This is a genomic window from Enterobacter sp. JBIWA005 (assembly GCF_019968805.1).
GTDB classification, from domain to species: Bacteria; Pseudomonadota; Gammaproteobacteria; order Enterobacterales; family Enterobacteriaceae; genus Enterobacter; species Enterobacter vonholyi.
This window is the reverse complement of sequence record NZ_CP074159.1, coordinates 2,973,725-2,992,295: the sequence shown is the minus strand read 5'-3', so window position 1 is coordinate 2,992,295 and position 18,571 is coordinate 2,973,725. Positions and strand designations below refer to the sequence as shown.

17 protein-coding genes are annotated in these 18,571 nt (G+C 42.0%); 16 read left to right on the top strand and 1 reads right to left on the bottom strand.

Going from position 1 to position 18,571, the window contains the following annotated elements:
* Positions 1-233: 233 nt before the first annotated feature.
* The 15 genes from rfbB (at position 234) to ugd (ending at position 16,325) form a co-directional block, all read left to right on the top strand.
* Positions 234-1,322, top strand: a complete 1,089-nt coding sequence (rfbB, locus tag KGP22_RS14250) for a dTDP-glucose 4,6-dehydratase (RefSeq protein WP_149367531.1) — start codon at positions 234-236, stop codon at positions 1,320-1,322.
* Positions 1,319-2,182 carry a glucose-1-phosphate thymidylyltransferase RfbA gene (rfbA, locus tag KGP22_RS14245; protein ID WP_115875788.1) on the top strand — a complete coding sequence of 288 codons (864 nt, stop codon included), beginning with the start codon at positions 1,319-1,321 and terminating at the stop codon, positions 2,180-2,182. The genes rfbB and rfbA overlap by 4 nt, the downstream gene beginning before the upstream one ends.
* Positions 2,183-2,197: 15 nt before the next feature.
* Positions 2,198-2,749 carry a dTDP-4-dehydrorhamnose 3,5-epimerase gene (gene rfbC, locus KGP22_RS14240; protein ID WP_087822992.1) on the top strand — a complete coding sequence of 184 codons (552 nt, stop codon included), beginning with the start codon at positions 2,198-2,200 and terminating at the stop codon, positions 2,747-2,749.
* The gene (locus KGP22_RS14235; RefSeq protein WP_136196081.1) at positions 2,750-3,580 is read left to right on the top strand and encodes an SDR family oxidoreductase; all 831 of its coding nucleotides are present in this window, start codon (positions 2,750-2,752) and stop codon (positions 3,578-3,580) included.
* Positions 3,577-4,920, top strand: a complete 1,344-nt coding sequence (wzx, locus tag KGP22_RS14230) for an O-unit flippase-like protein (protein WP_115875786.1) — start codon at positions 3,577-3,579, stop codon at positions 4,918-4,920. Before KGP22_RS14235 ends, wzx begins: the two co-directional genes overlap by 4 nt.
* Positions 4,907-6,031, top strand: coding sequence for a glycosyltransferase (locus tag KGP22_RS14225; RefSeq protein ID WP_149367532.1), 1,125 nt, complete (start codon positions 4,907-4,909; stop codon positions 6,029-6,031). The genes wzx and KGP22_RS14225 overlap by 14 nt, the downstream gene beginning before the upstream one ends.
* Positions 6,024-7,157, top strand: a complete 1,134-nt coding sequence (gene wzy, locus KGP22_RS14220) for an oligosaccharide repeat unit polymerase (RefSeq protein ID WP_127731604.1) — start codon at positions 6,024-6,026, stop codon at positions 7,155-7,157. Before KGP22_RS14225 ends, wzy begins: the two co-directional genes overlap by 8 nt.
* On the top strand, positions 7,157-8,233 hold the full coding sequence (locus KGP22_RS14215; RefSeq protein ID WP_115875783.1) for a glycosyltransferase family 4 protein: 1,077 nt from the start codon (positions 7,157-7,159) through the stop codon (positions 8,231-8,233). The genes wzy and KGP22_RS14215 overlap by 1 nt, the downstream gene beginning before the upstream one ends.
* Positions 8,230-9,036, top strand: coding sequence for a glycosyltransferase family A protein (locus tag KGP22_RS14210; protein WP_136196085.1), 807 nt, complete (start codon positions 8,230-8,232; stop codon positions 9,034-9,036). The genes KGP22_RS14215 and KGP22_RS14210 overlap by 4 nt, the downstream gene beginning before the upstream one ends.
* Before the next feature lies 1 nt (position 9,037).
* Positions 9,038-9,586, top strand: coding sequence for a DapH/DapD/GlmU-related protein (locus KGP22_RS14205; RefSeq protein ID WP_115875781.1), 549 nt, complete (start codon positions 9,038-9,040; stop codon positions 9,584-9,586).
* The gene (locus tag KGP22_RS14200) at positions 9,579-10,550 is read left to right on the top strand and encodes a lipopolysaccharide biosynthesis protein (RefSeq protein WP_149367534.1); all 972 of its coding nucleotides are present in this window, start codon (positions 9,579-9,581) and stop codon (positions 10,548-10,550) included. The genes KGP22_RS14205 and KGP22_RS14200 overlap by 8 nt, the downstream gene beginning before the upstream one ends.
* Positions 10,550-11,977 (top strand): mannose-1-phosphate guanylyltransferase/mannose-6-phosphate isomerase, encoded by a 1,428-nt coding sequence (locus KGP22_RS14195; RefSeq protein ID WP_136196087.1) that lies wholly within the window; start codon positions 10,550-10,552, stop codon positions 11,975-11,977. Before KGP22_RS14200 ends, KGP22_RS14195 begins: the two co-directional genes overlap by 1 nt.
* A 10-nt stretch (positions 11,978-11,987) precedes the next feature.
* A complete protein-coding gene (cpsG, locus tag KGP22_RS14190) occupies positions 11,988-13,358 on the top strand; it encodes a colanic acid biosynthesis phosphomannomutase CpsG (protein ID WP_223579635.1) in 1,371 nt (456 codons plus the stop codon).
* A 167-nt stretch (positions 13,359-13,525) separates the two neighbouring features.
* Positions 13,526-14,932 carry an NADP-dependent phosphogluconate dehydrogenase gene (gene gndA, locus KGP22_RS14185; RefSeq protein WP_028013772.1) on the top strand — a complete coding sequence of 469 codons (1,407 nt, stop codon included), beginning with the start codon at positions 13,526-13,528 and terminating at the stop codon, positions 14,930-14,932.
* A 226-nt stretch (positions 14,933-15,158) separates the two neighbouring features.
* Positions 15,159-16,325, top strand: coding sequence for a UDP-glucose 6-dehydrogenase (ugd, locus tag KGP22_RS14180; protein WP_111966133.1), 1,167 nt, complete (start codon positions 15,159-15,161; stop codon positions 16,323-16,325).
* Positions 16,326-16,373: 48 nt separating this feature from the next.
* Here the strand turns inward: ugd and KGP22_RS14175 are convergent, their stop codons facing one another.
* Positions 16,374-17,378 (bottom strand): NAD-dependent epimerase, encoded by a 1,005-nt coding sequence (locus KGP22_RS14175; protein ID WP_149367476.1) that lies wholly within the window; start codon positions 17,376-17,378, stop codon positions 16,374-16,376.
* 192 nt (positions 17,379-17,570) lie between these two features.
* Between KGP22_RS14175 and wzzB the strand changes: the two genes are divergently transcribed.
* Positions 17,571-18,551: an LPS O-antigen chain length determinant protein WzzB gene (gene wzzB, locus KGP22_RS14170; RefSeq protein WP_149367477.1), complete on the top strand. Its 981-nt coding sequence runs from the start codon at positions 17,571-17,573 to the stop codon at positions 18,549-18,551.
* Positions 18,552-18,571 lie beyond the last annotated feature (20 nt).

Genomic DNA, 18,571 nt, shown 5'->3' with positions numbered 1-18,571 from the left:
CATGGACTGCTTTGTAGCGATTTGTGCTTGTTTCTGAGGTCGTTTAGGACGACAATTAACGCCAGTTTTTTGCCTGTATCCAGGTAAGTCGTATCTTTTAATCAGACATCGCTCAGTACACTGGTAGCTGTTAAGCCAGGGGCGGTAGCGTGCTCAATTTCCGGAACTTTTTATAAATTCTCCGGTTACAGAACGCCAGTATCCAGACATATACACTAGACGGAACAGATAACGTGAAAATTCTTGTGACGGGTGGGGCCGGCTTTATCGGCTCAGCGGTTGTACGACATATTATTAAAAATACCCAGGACGATGTCGTCAACGTGGACAAGCTGACCTATGCCGGCAACCTTGAGTCGCTTAGTGAAGTCAGCGACAGCGACCGATATGCCTTTGAGCAAGCGGATATTTGCGATAAAGACGCTATGGATCGCATCTTCGCAAAGCATAAGCCTGATGCGGTGATGCACCTGGCCGCAGAAAGTCACGTCGATCGTTCTATTACCGGCCCGGCAGCGTTTATCGAAACCAATATCGTCGGCACGTATGTGCTGCTGGAAGCCGCTCGTGCGTATTGGACAACGCTGGAGGAACAGGCGAAGAAAGCGTTTCGTTTCCATCATATCTCTACCGACGAAGTGTATGGTGATTTGCCGCATCCTGATGAGCATCCAGCATCAGCGGATCTGCCGCTCTTCACCGAAACCACGGCTTATGCACCCAGCAGCCCGTATTCAGCATCAAAAGCCTCAAGCGACCATCTTGTTCGTGCCTGGCTGCGTACCTATGGTTTCCCAACTATTGTCACCAACTGTTCGAATAACTACGGTCCGTACCACTTCCCGGAAAAGCTGATCCCGCTGGTAATTCTGAATGCGCTGGACGGTAAAGCCCTGCCGATTTACGGCAAAGGCGACCAAATCCGTGACTGGCTGTATGTAGAAGATCATGCGCGTGCACTCTACACCGTTGTCACTCAGGGGAAACCGGGTGAAACGTACAACATTGGCGGTCATAACGAGAAGCAGAACCTGGATGTGGTCCATACGATTTGCGATCTGTTGGATGAGATTGTGCCGAAAGAGGGGTCATATCGCGATCAGATTACGTATGTGGCTGACCGACCGGGTCATGACCGTCGCTATGCGATTGATGCGCATAAAATTGGTGTTGAACTAGGCTGGAAGCCTGAGGAGACGTTCGAAAGCGGAATTCGTAAGACAGTGGAATGGTATCTAGCGAATGAGCAGTGGGTAAGTAATGTTAAAAGTGGAGCATATGCTTCATGGCTTTCAACACAATATGGAGATAACAATAAATGAAAGGCATTATTTTAGCCGGTGGTTCAGGTTCACGCTTGCATCCAATTACATTGGGAACCTCGAAACAGTTATTACCGATTTATGACAAGCCAATGATTTATTATCCGCTTTCAGTGCTAATGTTGGCTGGTATTAGGGATATCCTTATTATCACAACTCCTGAGGATTGTGATAGCTTCAAACGTCTCTTGGGAAATGGTGCTCGTTTAGGCATTAATCTTAGTTATAAAGTTCAACCTTCACCAGATGGCCTCGCGCAGGCGTTCATCCTCGGAGAAGAGTTTATTGCGAATGATAAAGTATGTTTAGTCCTGGGGGATAATATCTTTTTTGGACAGGCATTTGGTAAACAATTGCGGCATGCAGTAGATAATTTGAGCGGCGCCACGGTGTTCGGTTATAAAGTAATGGATCCAGAAAGATTCGGTGTAGTCGAATTTGATGATAACTTCAATGCTATTTCCATCGAAGAAAAACCGAAGCATCCGAAATCAAATTGGGCCGTTACGGGGCTGTACTTTTATGATAATCAGGTAGTTGAAATAGCAAAAAAAGTGAAACCGTCTGATAGGGGTGAGTTAGAAATAACGAGTATTAACCAAGAATATCTCAACCAGGGGGCTTTAAAAGTTGAGCAATTAGGACGTGGATTTGCATGGCTTGATACTGGAACACATGATTCTCTTCTTGAAGCTTCGCAATTTGTGCAAACTGTCGAGAAGCGACAGGGATTCAAGATCGCTTGTCTCGAAGAAATTGCTTATAATCAAGGCTGGCTGAGTAAAGAAGATATTAAGTCGATAGGGAGTTCACTTTCTAAAACAGGTTACGGCAATTATTTATTAAGCCTTATCAAGTAAGAGTATTTTGAATAAATGAATATCATAAAAACTAAATTAGATGGTCTTTTAATAATTGAACCAAAAGTGTTTGGTGATGAACGTGGTTTTTTTTATGAGACATATCACGAGCAACGCTATAAAAACGCTGGAATTAAAGAGAGTTTTGTTCAGGACAATCGCTCCCGTTCCACAGGTAATGTGCTCCGTGGTTTACATTTTCAAAAAAGAAAACCGCAAGGTAAATTGGTAACAGTCACCGCTGGTACAGTTTTCGATGTAGCGGTAGATCTACGTGAAGACTCCCCAACTTTTGGGCAGTATGAATCGATTATTCTTTCTGGTGATAATAGGCTCCAGTTTTATATCCCACCTGGGTTTGCCCATGGATTTTGCGTTTTGAGTGACATTGCTGATTTTCAGTATAAATGTACGGATTTTTATGATCCTACGGATGAAGGAGGAATTATTTGGAATGATAATTCTATAAATATCAATTGGCCGATTTCTGAGCCAAATTTGTCTTTAAAAGATAAGGAGCTTCCTTCATTGGAAGACGTTCGTAAGCAATTGAAATTTGGAAAGTAAATGAGTATTTATACAGTAGTTGGCGGGAATGGCTTCATTGGAAGTGAAATAGTAAGACATCTACATTTTTTGCACAAAGATGTGTGGATTCCTGAACGGAACGATCCAAATATTTTTTCAAAAAAACTTGGCACCTTGATTTATTGCGCAGGCAATGGCGATTGCCAACTAAAACCATTTGATGTCTTGACTGCTAATTGCTTATTACTCTCTGAACTTCTCCAGAATGCTGACTTTGACCGCTTAATATATGTTTCTTCCACGAGATTATATATGAATGGGGATGAAAGCTCTGAAACAAGCGATCTGATAATCAGGCAGGATGATAATCGCCGTCTCTTTAATCTAACAAAATTAGTCGCGGAAGAATTATGCTTTAAAAGTGGTAAGCCATTTACTATTGTGCGCCCAAGTAATGTTTATGGGGTAGCACTAAAAAGTCCCTTGTTTTTGCCTTCTATAACACGTAATGCAATAATCAACGGACGCATCGATATGTACGTTGATAAAAACTATGAAAAAGATTATGTCTCAGTTACTGATGTAGCGGAAAGTGTCATAAAGCTGAGTAATAAAAAAGAAGCTGAAGGGGAAATAATTAACATTGCCTCAGGAATTAATATATCATCAGAACAGATCGCTAGCGTGCTTATTCAAAATACAAATTGCGTTGTGAATTGGCATGAAAATAATGCGACAAAAGAGGTATTCCCTATTACAGATATTTCATTACTAAAAAAATTGATTCCTGAATACAAACCTCGATCTGTTCTGTCTGATTTGTCAGACATGATTCAATTATTCAAAAGTGAATTACAAATTAAATCATGAAACATGTAGTTAGAAAAAAGGATGTATTATGGGGATACCTCTCTCAATTCTTGAGCATTGCATCCAGTTTACTACTATTGCCCTTTATTCTTAGATATTTGGGGCAAGAAGAAATAGGGTTATGGTATGTTTTTGTTGCTCTTGCAGGACTGGTACAGCTTTTAGAATTTGGTCTGTTACCTACAGTTTCTAGGTTTATATCTTATGTATATTCTGGGGCCAAGGATATATCTTATAATAAAACACCAGAATGCAAAGATGAAGAGATAAATAAAGAGCTTCTGAATGATTTAATAATAGCGGCGAGGGAAATTTATTTTAAAATAACTACTCTTGCGTTTGTAGGGATCGTGATACTTGGGAATATATATTTGTATAGTTTGCACACAACTCTAGATTTTTTCTATGTGATGAGTTGTTGGACTCTTTATGGTATAAGTATATGTGTTCAATTGTATTTTGGATATTATAATTCAATTTTGAAAGGAAGGGGGGATCAAACTGTTTTAAATAAAGTTATAGTGTTAACGAAGTCTGTCCTTCTGGCTGTTAGTATCCCCATGTTAGTAAGTGGTCAAGGATTAATATCCCTCGCAATAGGATCTGTCATTGCTGTAATCATCGATAGATGGATTATAACCAAGTGTGTCTACAACAATGATCATTACATTATTAAAAATTATATCCCTCTTCAAGCAGCAAAAGAGTTAAAAACAATTGTCTGGCAAAGTGCTAAAGACATGGGAATAGTTCAATTAGGTAACTTCCTGTGTGTAAGGGGTAGTATCCTTATAGTATCAAGCTTCATTGGTTTGAAAGCTGCAGCCGCTTATGGATTGACGGTACAAGTAACGATGGTTATTGTGATTGTCGCCTCTATGTTGTTTGGTCTTAATTTACCACGTATGACTTCTGAACAGGCATTACAGAAATATTCATCTGTTAAGCGGTTATTTAAAAAATCGCTATTGACAGCTAATGCTATTTATATGGCTTCTGCTTTTTCCTTGGTTTTTCTTGGTGATTTTCTTCTAAAATATATAACGCAGCAAACACATTTTTTGCCAACAGAAATGCTAGTGTTATATTTGATCTGCAGTTTACTAGAAATGAATTACTCATTATGCACTTCATATCTAACAACAAAAAACCAGATTCCATTTGTTAAAAGCATGATAATAACGGGGGTGTCAATTATTTTTCTTTCTTTTGTGGCCACTTATTACTTAAAGGCAGGGTTGTTAGGGGTGATATTATCTCAATTGTTTGTACAGTCACTCTATAATAACTGGAAATGGCCGCTAACTGTTTATCAGGATCTAAGAAATGTCAAGAGCTGAAGTCGCAATAATTGATTTGCTCAGAAAGAAAGAAGAGCATTATGTTTTTAATTCTTTAACAATTAAAGCAATTAGTGAAGAGAATAAAGCAACTATTTGGTTATCAGATGATGCAACACTAATATCCGAATTAAACTCGGATGTTAAAGTTAATAAAATTAATATCTTGAGGACAAAATTATACCTCTGGCTATATTCAACATTGCATCTGGCTGTCATTTTATTAAAGTTACCTAAAACATTAAGTTCAGTCTTTGTTCTGTCTGCAACACCTCTTCAGTACGCCTTATTAAGTGCATTGAGCCTAATTATAAGGCCAAAAATTTTTCTTTTTATGCACGGAGAGCTTGGTTATTTAAAAACCCCATCTGGTTTTGGTCAGAAATTAGGACGCTTCTTTATTTCGTTGGGCTTTAGATTTGGTGATGTAAAATTCATTTGTATTAGTTCATCAATACATGAAAGTTTGTCGCAGTTTTTCAAAAACAGAACATTTTATTATGTGCAACATCCTATATCCACGCATAAAAAATTGCTAAAAAGCAGAAAGGATATAAACTTTGGGAGCTTTGGCATCCAAAGTGGAAATAAAGGTAGCGACAAGATTTATGAGCTTGCGAATTATCTAAGTTCGATGGATATGACCTGTATCAGGTTGATGACCGTAGGGGTGAGTGATGGAGGGTTTATTTATGATAAATGTACAAATGTTGAGCACTTATGCAAAGGATATCTTAAAGAGTCGCTGATAAGTAAAAATGAATTTTATAGTAATGTTCAGAAAATAGATGTCGCACTTATTTTTTCTGGTCAGTCTACAATTTCTGACACGGCATATGACCTGGTATCAAGCGGTGTTTTTGCTGATTGTATTGCCTTTAATATGCCTGTAATAGCTATGCGCAATAAACAGCTGGCTCATTATTTTGAAAGATATGGACAGTTTGGTTTCCTTTGTGAATCTGTAAGGGAAATGGCTGATGCAGTCTTGGAAATTGCACAAAATAGAGAACTACTTGATAAATTCGAAGAGGTATTAAGTATAGTTCGTGAAGATTTTAAATTTGAAAATTATAAAGTAAGAATCGCAGAGATTATGCGGAATGAATAAAATTTCTAAGTATATGGTGTATGTATATATTGCACCAATTATCGTGTCACTATATTTTATTTATAATACTGGATATCTGTTAGGTGATTTTAGAAGTTATTCCTATAACTTGGATTTCACTGAAGCATCCAGTATTTTCCTTTTTTACATACTGCCATTGCTTTTTATATATTACATGGTGAAAATTTCTGGGCATGTATATATATATGATTGTGAAAATAAACGCCTCGATGTTATATTTTTTAGATTGTTATTGCTAACGGGTATCATTACTTTACTCTTTGGTGCAAACCAGATTGGGCAGGTTGCGCAATCTGGGTTTTCCGGTTTAATGATAAAAATTGCAAGTAAGTTAAACCCTTTAGCGATACTACCATTACTCACTTTCTCTGCAATATCACACCGAAAGTTTTTAGTAAGTGTATTGATTGTGATCTTCTTTTCTTACATGCAACATTCCTTGCAGGGAATATTCATTAGTATTTTATGTATTGGTGCGTATTACATTGTTAACAACAAAATAAATAAAATCACACTGAACTTTTTATTTTTACTCCCACTCATTTTTATAGGTCCATTACTTGACTTAATAAGCTATGTATATACGCTTAGGAATGAAATGCGTGGAGTGGCTTTCGATTCTAATGAAATACTGTCTCTTGCGATTGGTCGGATATCGACAACATCCTCTTTGATTGAAATTTTGCACAATAATTACTTTAGTCAATCAGTTTCTGACTTCTTTAGTCTGGGAATAATGCTCGAAAGGTTGCTTGGGATAACACTCTTTGATACAACCTCCCCATCAAATATATTCAACCTGGCAATCGTGGGGCAAGATGCTGGATACAGTATATTTATGGGGATGCCTGGTTTTTTAGCCTTTCTCATGAAAGGAGATATAACTAGTTTTATATTTAACGTTATAATAATATCATTAGTGCTTGTCAGCATTTACTTGCTAATTCCTGTTTTCAATAGACGTTACAGGATAGTTGCTTTTTTCCTCATTATGTATTTATCTTTTTTGTCATTTGATGTATGGGAAATATCTATTGCCTTTCAGACTGTAGTACTCTGGCGCATAATTTTGTTATTTAATAATCTGAGCTTTCGAAGGATATAATGAAGAGTATTTTATTTATAATACCATCAATGTCTCCTGCTGGTGGTATTGAAAGAGTAATTTCAACACTCGTTAATAAACTCTCGGAACTATATGAGTGTGATGTACTTACTTTTGACAATAAAGATTATTTTTACCATGTCGATAAAAATGTTGGTCGGCACACCTTAAATCAAAAACTCAATCTTGATATGAATCATAGATGGAGGCGTTTAATACAAGTCGGCACTAATTTTTGGATAACGATATTTAATCTAAAAAGATTTTTTTCGACCAACGTCTACGACTATGTCTATGTAACTCACCCTTTGGTCCATTTAATACTACTCCTTGCAGGCGTTAACTCGAGAAAAATAATTATAAGTGAACATGGGGCACGTAATAATTATAATAAAATATATAGATTCATTCGAAAAGTTACGTATAAACATTGTCATGCGTACTGTTTACCAACTAAAAGTGATTTTGCCTTTTATAAGGAAATGGGTTTTCCGGTGCGGTATACGCCTCACTATAAACCTAATCTAAAATATAGAATGCATGCTGATGATGTTAGAACTGTTTTATGTGTGGGAAGACTAACACCCGATAAACAGCACTTACTTTTACTAGACATCTGGAGAGAGTGTATACACCAACTACCAAAAGGTTGGTTGCTCCATATAGTGGGTGATGGTGAATTAAAACCAGATATCGAGAAATTTATCACCAACAATAAACTTGAAGATAATGTTAAGTTAAGTTGTGCTGTCCGGGATGTATCAGATTTATATTATAACTCTTCAATTTTTGTTTTGACTTCACGTAGTGAAGGCTTTGGAATGGTGTTGCTTGAGGCTATTTCTTTTGGTCTGCCCGCTATTAGTTTTAATTGTCCTTCAGGACCAATGGATATTATCAATGATGAAAACGGATTTTTAATAGAAGATGGTAATCGAGATTTATTCAAAAATAAATTAATTGAATTGATAAATTCAGACGAGTTGCAGGATAGCTTAAGTACTGGTGCTTATAAATCAGCACAGCAATGGAATGACGAAAAGATAACAGAGTATTGGCAGGATATTTTTAAATGAATTTATCAGTAGTTATACCTGTATACAATGGCGCAAAAACAATTGTTAATGCAGTCAAGTCAGTAGTTGAACAAAAAAAACCTGCTGACGATTTTAATATTGAAATTATCGTTGTTAATGATGGTTCTGTGGATAATACACTACAGGTGTTGAATGAATATGTTTTGGCTCATCGAGTGAAAAATATTTCAATATATACGACTGAAAATGGTGGCGTTTCCAGGGCCAGAAATTATGGAATAAAGAAATCGCGTCATGACTGGATTGGTTTCCTTGATGCTGATGATGTTTGGATTAGTAATAAACTTGAAATACAATATAAATATCTTACTGAATCTTGCATTGAACCCGTTTTTATAGGTTCCGCTCGCAACAAAGAAGTTCTTTCTTTATATGGTAAAAAGATTACTTCATTGTATAAAGCACGTTTAATAGATCTACTCATTAAAGTTTTTCCGCAAACGTCTACAGCACTGGTACGCAAAGATGTGATAATGGATTGTGGTCTATACGACACTAACATGACACATAGCGAAGACGCAGATTTATGGGTCCGAATTTGCGCCAGTGGAGGTAATTTTTATTACCACCCTGAATCTACGGTTTTAACAGGCTCTGGAAAGCATAATTTTGGTGACTCTGGCTTATCAGCGAACTTGAAGTTAATGGAGAAAGGAGCCTGTTATATGTTACACAAGGCTCGTAAACGTGGAGATATATCTTTTTTAGTTTATGCTCTCTTGTATATTTTCTTTAAAATTAAGTATTTAAGACGTTTGATAATTGTCAAGCTTAGGGGATGAAATGTTTTTCAAAATAAAATGGTTATTCTCAGCATTATTTTTATCTCTCTTTTTAAAAAAAATTAGATTCCCTACGTTTATTGCCTTTCCAGTTTTTTTTAAAGGCCTGAACCGCGTTTCCATTGGAAAACATGTTCGTATTTTCCCTGGGTGTCGGTTAGAAACTCATGGCGATGGTGAAATAATTATAGAAGATGATGTTTCATTAGCTCAAAATGTTCATATCACTTCTGGGACTAAATTAGTTATCAAGCAGGGAACATTAATTACTGCTAATGTATATATAACTTCTATTGATCATAATTATGAAGAAATTGGCGTGCCAATTCCACGGCAGAGCCACAAATATAGCGAAACTATCATTGGCAAAAATTGTTTCATAGGTATGGGTGTTGCAATTCAGGCTGGTACAATTCTTGGTGAACAGTGCATTGTTGGTGCGAATTCCGTAGTGCGAGGAACTTTTCCTGATTATTGCGTAATAGCTGGGGTTCCTGCAAAAATAATCAAAATATATAATAAAGAATCAGGAGAGTGGGTTCGTGTTTGAGTCTAAAAAAGCTTTAGTTTTCTGCCCAAAATTTTTCTCATATGATATTGAGATAAAGAAAGCAATTGAAAACCAAGGCTATGATGTTGAGCTGCATGATGAACGTCCATCCACGAATATATTTATTCGTGCACTTATAAGGCTTGGTTACAACGACATTTTGAAAAAAAAGATCGAAAGTTATTATCTGAAAATTTTTAATACATTGACCGAGCCAGTGGACTCTCTGATCATCATTAGCCCTGAATGTATTACGCCTGAAATACTAAAAAAATTTAGAGAAAAATGCAGTAATATAGTTGTTTATATGTGGGATTCTTTTAAAAATAAACCACAGGCACTAGATTTAATACCCTGTTCCGATGCGTTTTATACTTTTGATTCAGATGATGCTGAATTATATAACATTAAACTTAAACCGCTCTTCTATTCAAATGTCTATAAGATTGATGAGTTGAGTGAAAGTCCACAGTTCGATATATCTTTTATAGGGACTGTGCATTCATCGAGATACGAACAAGTAAAAAAAATATGTAGTGGCTTTAGGTGTTATGTGTTTTTCTATTGCCCGAGTTACATCGTTTTCTTATTTAAGAAATATATAACTCGTGAAATTAAAAGAGTTTCGCTTAAAGATGTTTCATTTAGTTCTCTGAGTAAAAAAGATGTTGTTTCGGTAGTTATTAATTCCAGATGTATTCTTGACATATCTCACCCGTTACAACAAGGACTTACCATGCGCTCTATAGAAACATTGGGCGCTAAGCGCAAACTAATCACAACTAATAAGAATATCTGTCATTATGATTTTTATAACGAAGACAATATACTTGTAATTGATGGTTCGGTTACAAAAAATCAAATTCAAAACTTCCTGCAAAAAAACTATAAAGCATTAACGGCAGAGTTGTATAATAAGTATTCTGTTGATTACTGGGTTAAAGATTTCTTGAGAGATAATTAATGAAAATTATTCCTATAATTATGGCTGGCGGCAGCGGTTCGCGCCTGTGGCCACTTTCGCGTTTGACTTATCCCAAGCAGTTCTTAACGCTTGAAGGTGAGCAAACTATGCTTCAGCAAACAATTTCACGACTAAGTAAGCTTGAAGTTGAATGTCCTGTAGTTATTTGTAATGAAGAACATCGATTTATTGTTGCTGAACAGCTTAGGCAAATAAATGCTCTCAACGAAATCATTCTTGAACCCATTGGTCGCAATACTGCTCCTGCAGTTGCGTTAGCAGCAATTCAGTGTTTAAAAGATCTTGCTGATAATGAAGATGCGCTTTTATTAATTTTAGCGGCAGATCATATTATTAAAGATAACACTGCCTTTATTAACGCCATTAAGATTTCCACATCCTATGCTATAGATGGTAATTTAGTTACTTTCGGTATTGAGCCTTCCTCGCCAGAAACAGGTTTTGGTTATATTCAGGCTGGTGATGAAATTAGCAGTGGTGGAGTTTCTGGTGCCTTCAAAGTTAATGCCTTCGTTGAAAAACCAGAACGGGCAGTAGCAGAAGGTTTCTTATCTGACGGCGGATATTATTGGAACAGTGGAATGTTTATGTTTGGTGCTCGGAAATATCTCTCTGAGCTACATAAATTCTGCCCTGATATTTATGATTCTTGTAGTAAAGCGATACAATCGCCTGACAAGGATCTATGCTTTATCCGCATTGATTACGATATCTTTTCTCGTTGCCCTGATCTTTCTATTGACTACGCTGTGATGGAACATACAGCTAATGCTGTTGTTGTACCGATGAGTGCGGGTTGGAGTGATGTGGGATCATGGTCTTCATTATGGGACATTAGTGTTAAAGATGAACGAGGAAATGTTTTAATTGGTGATGTCATAGCTCACAATAGTTCAAACAATTATGTCCATGCACAATCTGGACTTGTCACTATGCTTGGCGTTGAAGATTTAATTGTTGTCCAAACTAAAGATGCCATCTTAGTAACTAAACACAATGCCGTCCAGGATGTTAAAAAAATTGTTGAAGAGTTGAAAACGGCCGGTCGTAGTGAATACAGAATCCATCGAGAAGTTTATAGACCATGGGGGAGATGTGATTCTATTGATGCTGGTAAGCGGTATGAAGTTAAAAGAATTGAAGTAAATCCAGGTGAAGGTATCTCCCTTCAAACACATTTCCATCGATCGGAGCATTGGGTTGTCGTTGCTGGTACTGCGAAAGTTACTCTAGAGGATAAACAATTCTTATTAGGTGAAAATGAATCGGTGTATATTCCGGTAGGAGCGCAACATTGCCTTGAAAATCCGGGCAAAATTCCACTAGAAATTATTGAGGTTCGCTCTGGTCCTTACCTTGGGGACGATGACATCGTTCGGATAGCTGATCGATATGGTCGAGTTTAATTTATATACTATGAATACATTATCTTGTTTTAAAGCCTACGATATTCGCGGCAGGCTGGGCGAAGAGCTGAATGAAGATATCGCGTGGCGCATTGGCCGTGCGTACGGCGAATACTTAAAACCGCAGACCATCGTGCTGGGCGGCGACGTGCGTCTGACCAGTGAATCCCTGAAGCTGGCCCTGGCGAAAGGGCTGCAGGATGCGGGCGTGGACGTGCTGGACATCGGCCTTTCCGGAACCGAAGAGATTTACTTTGCCACGTTCCACCTGGGCGTGGACGGCGGTATCGAAGTGACGGCCAGCCACAACCCGATGGACTACAACGGGATGAAGCTGGTGCGCAAGGGCGCCCGTCCTATTAGCGGCGACACCGGCCTGCGCGACGTGCAGCGCCTGGCGGAAGCCAACGATTTCCCGCCGGTGAACGAGGCGAAGCGCGGCAGCTACAAAAAAATCAACCTGCAGAAAGAGTACATCGACCACCTGCTGGGCTACATCAACGTGGCAAACCTGAAGCCGCTGAAGCTGGTGATTAACTCCGGCAACGGCGCGGCCGGCCCGGTTGTCGATGCCCTGGAGGCGCGCTTTAAGGCCCTGAACGTGCCGGTGACCTTCGTGAAAGTGCACAACACCCCGGACGGCAACTTCCCGAACGGTATTCCTAACCCGCTGCTGCCGGAGTGCCGCGACGACACCCGCAACGCGGTGATTGAGCACGGTGCGGACATGGGCATCGCCTTTGACGGTGACTTCGACCGCTGCTTCCTGTTCGACGAGAAAGGGCAGTTCATCGAGGGCTACTACATTGTCGGCCTGCTGGCGGAAGCGTTCCTTGAGAAAAACCCGGGCGCGAAAATCATTCATGACCCGCGTCTTTCCTGGAACACCGTCGACGTGGTGTCAGCGGCGGGCGGCACGCCGGTGATGTCCAAAACCGGTCACGCCTTCATCAAAGAGCGCATGCGCGAAGAAGACGCCATCTACGGCGGCGAGATGAGCGCCCACCACTACTTCCGTGACTTTGCCTACTGCGACAGCGGGATGATCCCGTGGCTGCTGGTGACCGAGCTGCTGTGCCTGAAGGGACAGACGCTGGGCGAGCTGGTACGCGACCGTATGGCGGCGTTCCCGGCGAGCGGGGAGATCAACAGCAAGCTGGCGGAGCCGGCCGAGGCGATTGCCCGCGTGGAGCAGCACTTTGCGATCCACGCGCTGGAAATTGACCGTACCGACGGCATCAGCATGGCGTTCCCGCAGTGGCGCTTTAACCTGCGCTCGTCCAATACCGAGCCGGTGGTGCGCCTGAACGTGGAATCCCGTGCTGACACGGCGCTGATGGAAGAGAAGACGCAAGAAATTCTGGCTTTGCTCCGGAAGTGAGGGGCTGCCGCCAGCGTATATCTGGCGGCTTGACTGTACCTGGATTGTGCAATCAGTGTGACATAGATCAGCAAAAGCTATTCATGTCACCTAATACTGAGTTAACATCTCAACCACATTTCAAGCCGCGCATAAGCCGTGGTGACCACACCTGACAGGAGTATGTAATGTCCAAGCAACAGATCGGCGTTGTCGGTATGGCAGTGATGGGGCGCAACCTGGCGCTGAACATCGAAAGCCGTGGTTATACCGTCTCCGTTTTCAACCGCTCCCGTGATAAGACCGAAGAAGTCATTGCCGAGAACCCTGGCAAGAAACTGGTTCCTTTCTATACGGTGAAAGAGTTCGTTGAGTCTCTGGAAACGCCTCGTCGTATCCTGTTAATGGTGAAAGCTGGCGCAGGTACCGATGCAGCTATCGACTCCCTGAAGCCTTACCTCGAAAAAGGTGACATCATCATTGATGGCGGTAATACCTTCTTCCAGGACACCATTCGTCGTAATCGTGAACTTTCTGCTGAAGGCTTTAACTTCATCGGTACCGGTGTTTCCGGTGGTGAAGAGGGCGCTCTGAAAGGCCCATCCATCATGCCTGGCGGCCAGAAAGAAGCATACGAACTGGTTGCGCCTATTCTGACTAAAATCGCTGCTGTTGCAGAAGATGGCGAGCCGTGTGTGACTTATATCGGTCCTGACGGTGCCGGTCACTATGTAAAAATGGTGCATAACGGCATCGAATACGGCGACATGCAGCTGATTGCTGAAGCTTATTCCCTGCTGAAAGGCGGTCTTAACCTTTCTAACGAAGAGCTGGCTGAAACCTTTACCGAGTGGAACAAAGGCGAACTGAACAGCTACCTGATCGACATCACCAAAGATATCTTCACGAAAAAAGATGAAGAAGGTAAATACCTGGTTGATGTGATTCTGGACGAAGCAGCGAACAAAGGCACCGGTAAATGGACCAGCCAGAGCTCTCTGGATCTGGGCGAACCGCTGTCACTTATCACCGAATCCGTCTTCGCGCGTTACATCTCTTCCCTGAAAGAGCAGCGCGTTGCGGCATCTAAAGTGCTGTCTGGCCCTCAGGCTAAACCAGCGGGTGATAAAGCCGAATTCGTTGAAAAAGTGCGTCGTGCACTGTACCTGGGTAAAATCGTCTCTTACGCGCAGGGCTTCTCTCAGCTGCGTGCGGCATCAGACGAGAACAACTGGGATCTGAATTACGGTGAGATCGCGAAGATCTTCCGCGCGGGCTGCATCATTCGTGCGCAGTTCCTGCAGAAAATCACCGATGCCTATGCTGAAAACGCCGGTATCGCCAACCTGCTGCTGGCACCGTACTTCAAGAAAATTGCCGACGAATATCAGCAGGCGCTGCGTGATGTGGTTGCCTACGCTGTCCAGAACGGTATCCCGGTTCCGACCTTCTCTGCTGCAGTCGCCTACTACGACAGCTACCGTGCGGCTGTTCTGCCAGCTAACCTGATTCAGGCACAGCGTGACTACTTTGGTGCGCATACTTACAAACGCACCGATAAAGAAGGCGTGTTCCATACCGAATGGATGGAATAAGTTAGCTTACTCGCTGTAATCAAAACCCGGAGCCTGTCTCCGGGTTTTTTTATGCAAAAAATGTCGCCCGTTATTCGAAGTAGTCTGAATCTCGGCCCGCTCGTAGCCATTACTCCTGGTTTGCCTTGACAGTTCAGTTTGCCAGGAGGTACAAAGCCCAACAGTTATGTTTATCGCGATGGTCTGGTGGCCATCAGTACAGTTAACTCACAGAAGTCATTAGCGAATGAAAATAACAATCTCCGGAACAGGGTATGTCGGTCTTTCTAACGGCATTCTGATTGCCCAGAATCATGAAGTGGTTGCGCTGGATATCGTGCAGGCCAAAGTGGATATGCTCAATCAGAAAAAATCGCCGATTGTGGATAAAGAGATCCAGGACTATCTTAGCCATAAAACGCTGAATTTCCGCGCCACGACAGATAAAGAAGATGCATACCGCGATGCGGATTACGTCATCATTGCGACGCCTACTGACTACGATCCTAAAACCAACTATTTCAACACCTCAACGGTAGAAGCGGTAATCAAAGACGTTATCGCGATCAACCCTGATGCGGTGATGGTGATTAAATCGACCATCCCTGTCGGTTTTACCAAATCCATTAAAGAAAAATTCGGTATTGATAATATCTTCTTCTCGCCGGAATTCCTGCGTGAGGGGAGAGCGCTTTACGATAACCTGCATCCTTCGCGTATCGTTATTGGCGAACGTTCTGAGCGCGCTGAACGTTTTGCTGCGTTGCTACAGGAAGGGGCGCTGAAGAAAGATATTCAGGTGCTGTTTACCGACTCCACTGAAGCTGAGGCGATCAAGCTCTTCGCGAATACCTATCTGGCAATGCGAGTAGCTTATTTCAATGAACTGGACAGCTACGCAGAGAGCCTTGGCCTGAATACCCGTCAGATTATTGAAGGGGTATGTCTCGACCCACGCATTGGCAACCACTATAACAACCCGTCATTTGGCTACGGTGGCTATTGCCTGCCAAAAGACACGAAGCAACTGCTGGCAAACTATCAGGCGGTGCCGAATAATCTCATTTCGGCGATTGTTGATGCGAACCGTACCCGTAAAGATTTCATCTCTGACTCCATCCTCGCGCGTCAACCCAAAGTGGTGGGCGTATATCGTCTGATCATGAAGAGCGGTTCCGATAATTTCCGCGCTTCTTCTATTCAGGGGATCATGAAGCGCATTAAAGCCAAAGGGGTTGAGGTTATCATCTATGAGCCTGCCATGCCGGACGATCAGTTCTTCAATTCTCGAGTGATCCGCGACCTGGATGCATTCAAGAAAGAAGCCGATGTCATCATTTCAAACCGCATGGCTGAAGAACTGGCTGACGTAGCGGACAAAGTCTATACCCGAGATCTCTTCGGTAGCGACTAATTCTCTTGCTCCATAAAAAACCCGGCGGATAAGCCGGGTTTTTTATTTTCAGACTTTGTAAAACTCGCGGTACCAGTTAACGAAGTTTTTCACTCCATCCTTAACCGAGGTTTGCGGTTTAAATCCGATCACCTCATAAAGAGCCTGGGTATCGGCACTGGTCTCCAGAACATCCCCTGGCTGGAGAGGCAGCATGTTTTTCTCTGCTTTTGTACCCAGTGCTTCTTCCAACGCGGTAATGTAATCCATAAGTTCGACCGGCGAGCTGTTACCAATATTGTAAACGCGATACGGCGCGGAGCTGGTCGCCGGGGAACCGGTCTCAACGGTCCAGTCTGCATCGGCCTGAGGAATGACATCCTGCAGACGAATAATGGCTTCGGCGATGTCGTCGATGTAAGTGAAGTCGCGCTTCATCTTGCCATAGTTGTAAACGTCAATGCTTTTGCCTTCAATCATCGCTTTGGTGAATTTAAATAGCGCCATATCCGGGCGGCCCCATGGACCATACACGGTAAAGAAGCGCAGCCCGGTGGTCGGCAAGTTGTAAAGATGCGAATAGGTGTGCGACATCAACTCGTTGGCTTTTTTAGTCGCGGCATAGAGCGAGACCGGGTGATCCACGGAGTCGTCAGTGGAGAAAGGCATCTTGCGGTTGAGACCGTATACGGAGCTCGACGAGGCATACAGAAGATGCTGAACATTGTTATGGCGGCAGCCTTCCAGCACGTTAAGATGCCCAATAAGGTTGGCATCAGCATACGCGTGCGGGTTTTCCAGGGAGTAGCGCACACCCGCCTGCGCGGCAAGATGAATCACACGATCAAACTTCTCAGCCGCGAAAAGCGTGGCCATACCTTCCCGGTCGGCTAATTCCAGCTTGTGAAAGTTGAAACACTCAGATTTTAACAGTTCCAGGCGTGCCAGCTTCAGGTTGACATCGTAGTATTCATTGAGGTTATCGATACCGACAACCTGATGACCAGCCTCAAGGAGGCGTTTACTGACATTCGCACCGATAAAACCTGCGGCACCCGTGACCAAAAATTTCATAGCTTCCCTCATAAACCCTATTCTTTAGATGCCGTAACGCATCACATGGCGTCTATGATAGCGCGAAGGGGGTTAGTTACATAACCCATCTTTCCGATATTACTCATCGGATTCTTATAGAAAAATCGCCAGTAATCGATAAACTATACAAACTTAATTATGTTTGCCCTTTTTTTATCAGTTAGGGATTGTATGACGCAAAACAACAATAGCCAGGTCAGCAGAAGCAATGATCCTGAGCAAATTGATTTATTTGATTTAGTGTTCCAGCTGTGGCGTGGGAAGTGGGTGATAGCAGTCTTTGTTGTTGTTTGTATCGCCCTGGCAATTGGATATTTATCCGTTGCAAAAGAAAAGTGGACCTCTAGCGCAATTATTGCACAACCTGACGCAGCTCAGATTGCCAGCTATTCTAATGCGTTGAATATCCTGTATGGTACCGCCGCACCTACAATGAATGACAACCAAACGCGTGCTATCGGCCGTTTTAGCTCATCATTCTCGGCGTTGTCGCAGGCGCTCGAAAACCAGGCTGTACCTGAAAAACTGACAATTGAGCCCAAGGTTAAAGATCAGCCATTCCCGTTAATTGTATCGTATACCAGTTCATCGGCAGAAGCCGCGCAAAAGCAGCTGGCGCAGTACATCCAACAAGTCGATGAGCAGACTGCAAAAGAGCTAGCTCTTGACCTTAAGGACAATATCAAAGAGCAGATCAGGACCCTGAACGATTCTCTGAAAAACCAGGAGAAGGTCGCTCAGGAGCAAAAGGATCTGCGTATCAAACAGATTGCTGAGGCGTTGAAGAACGCAGAAGCGGCGAAAATTACCTCGCCTCAGCTTCAGCAAACCCAGGAAGTAACTCAGGAAACGATGTTCCTGCTGGGAAGTGAGGGGCTGAAATCAATGATTGACAACGAAGCTTCTCTCCCGTTGGTTTTCCCAAGAGCCTATTATCAGACCAAACGAAATCTGCTGGACATCCAGAATCTGAACGTAAACCCGGACACAATCCACGTTTACCGTTATGTCATGAAGCCGGAACTCCCTGTACGTCGTGACAGCCCGAAAAAAGCGATAGTTCTAATTCTGGCCGTGCTGCTGGGCGCAATGATTGGTTCTGGCGTGGTGCTTGGCCGCAACGCATTGCGCAACTACAAACCAAAAGCCTGATTTGCAGGTAAAAAAAACCG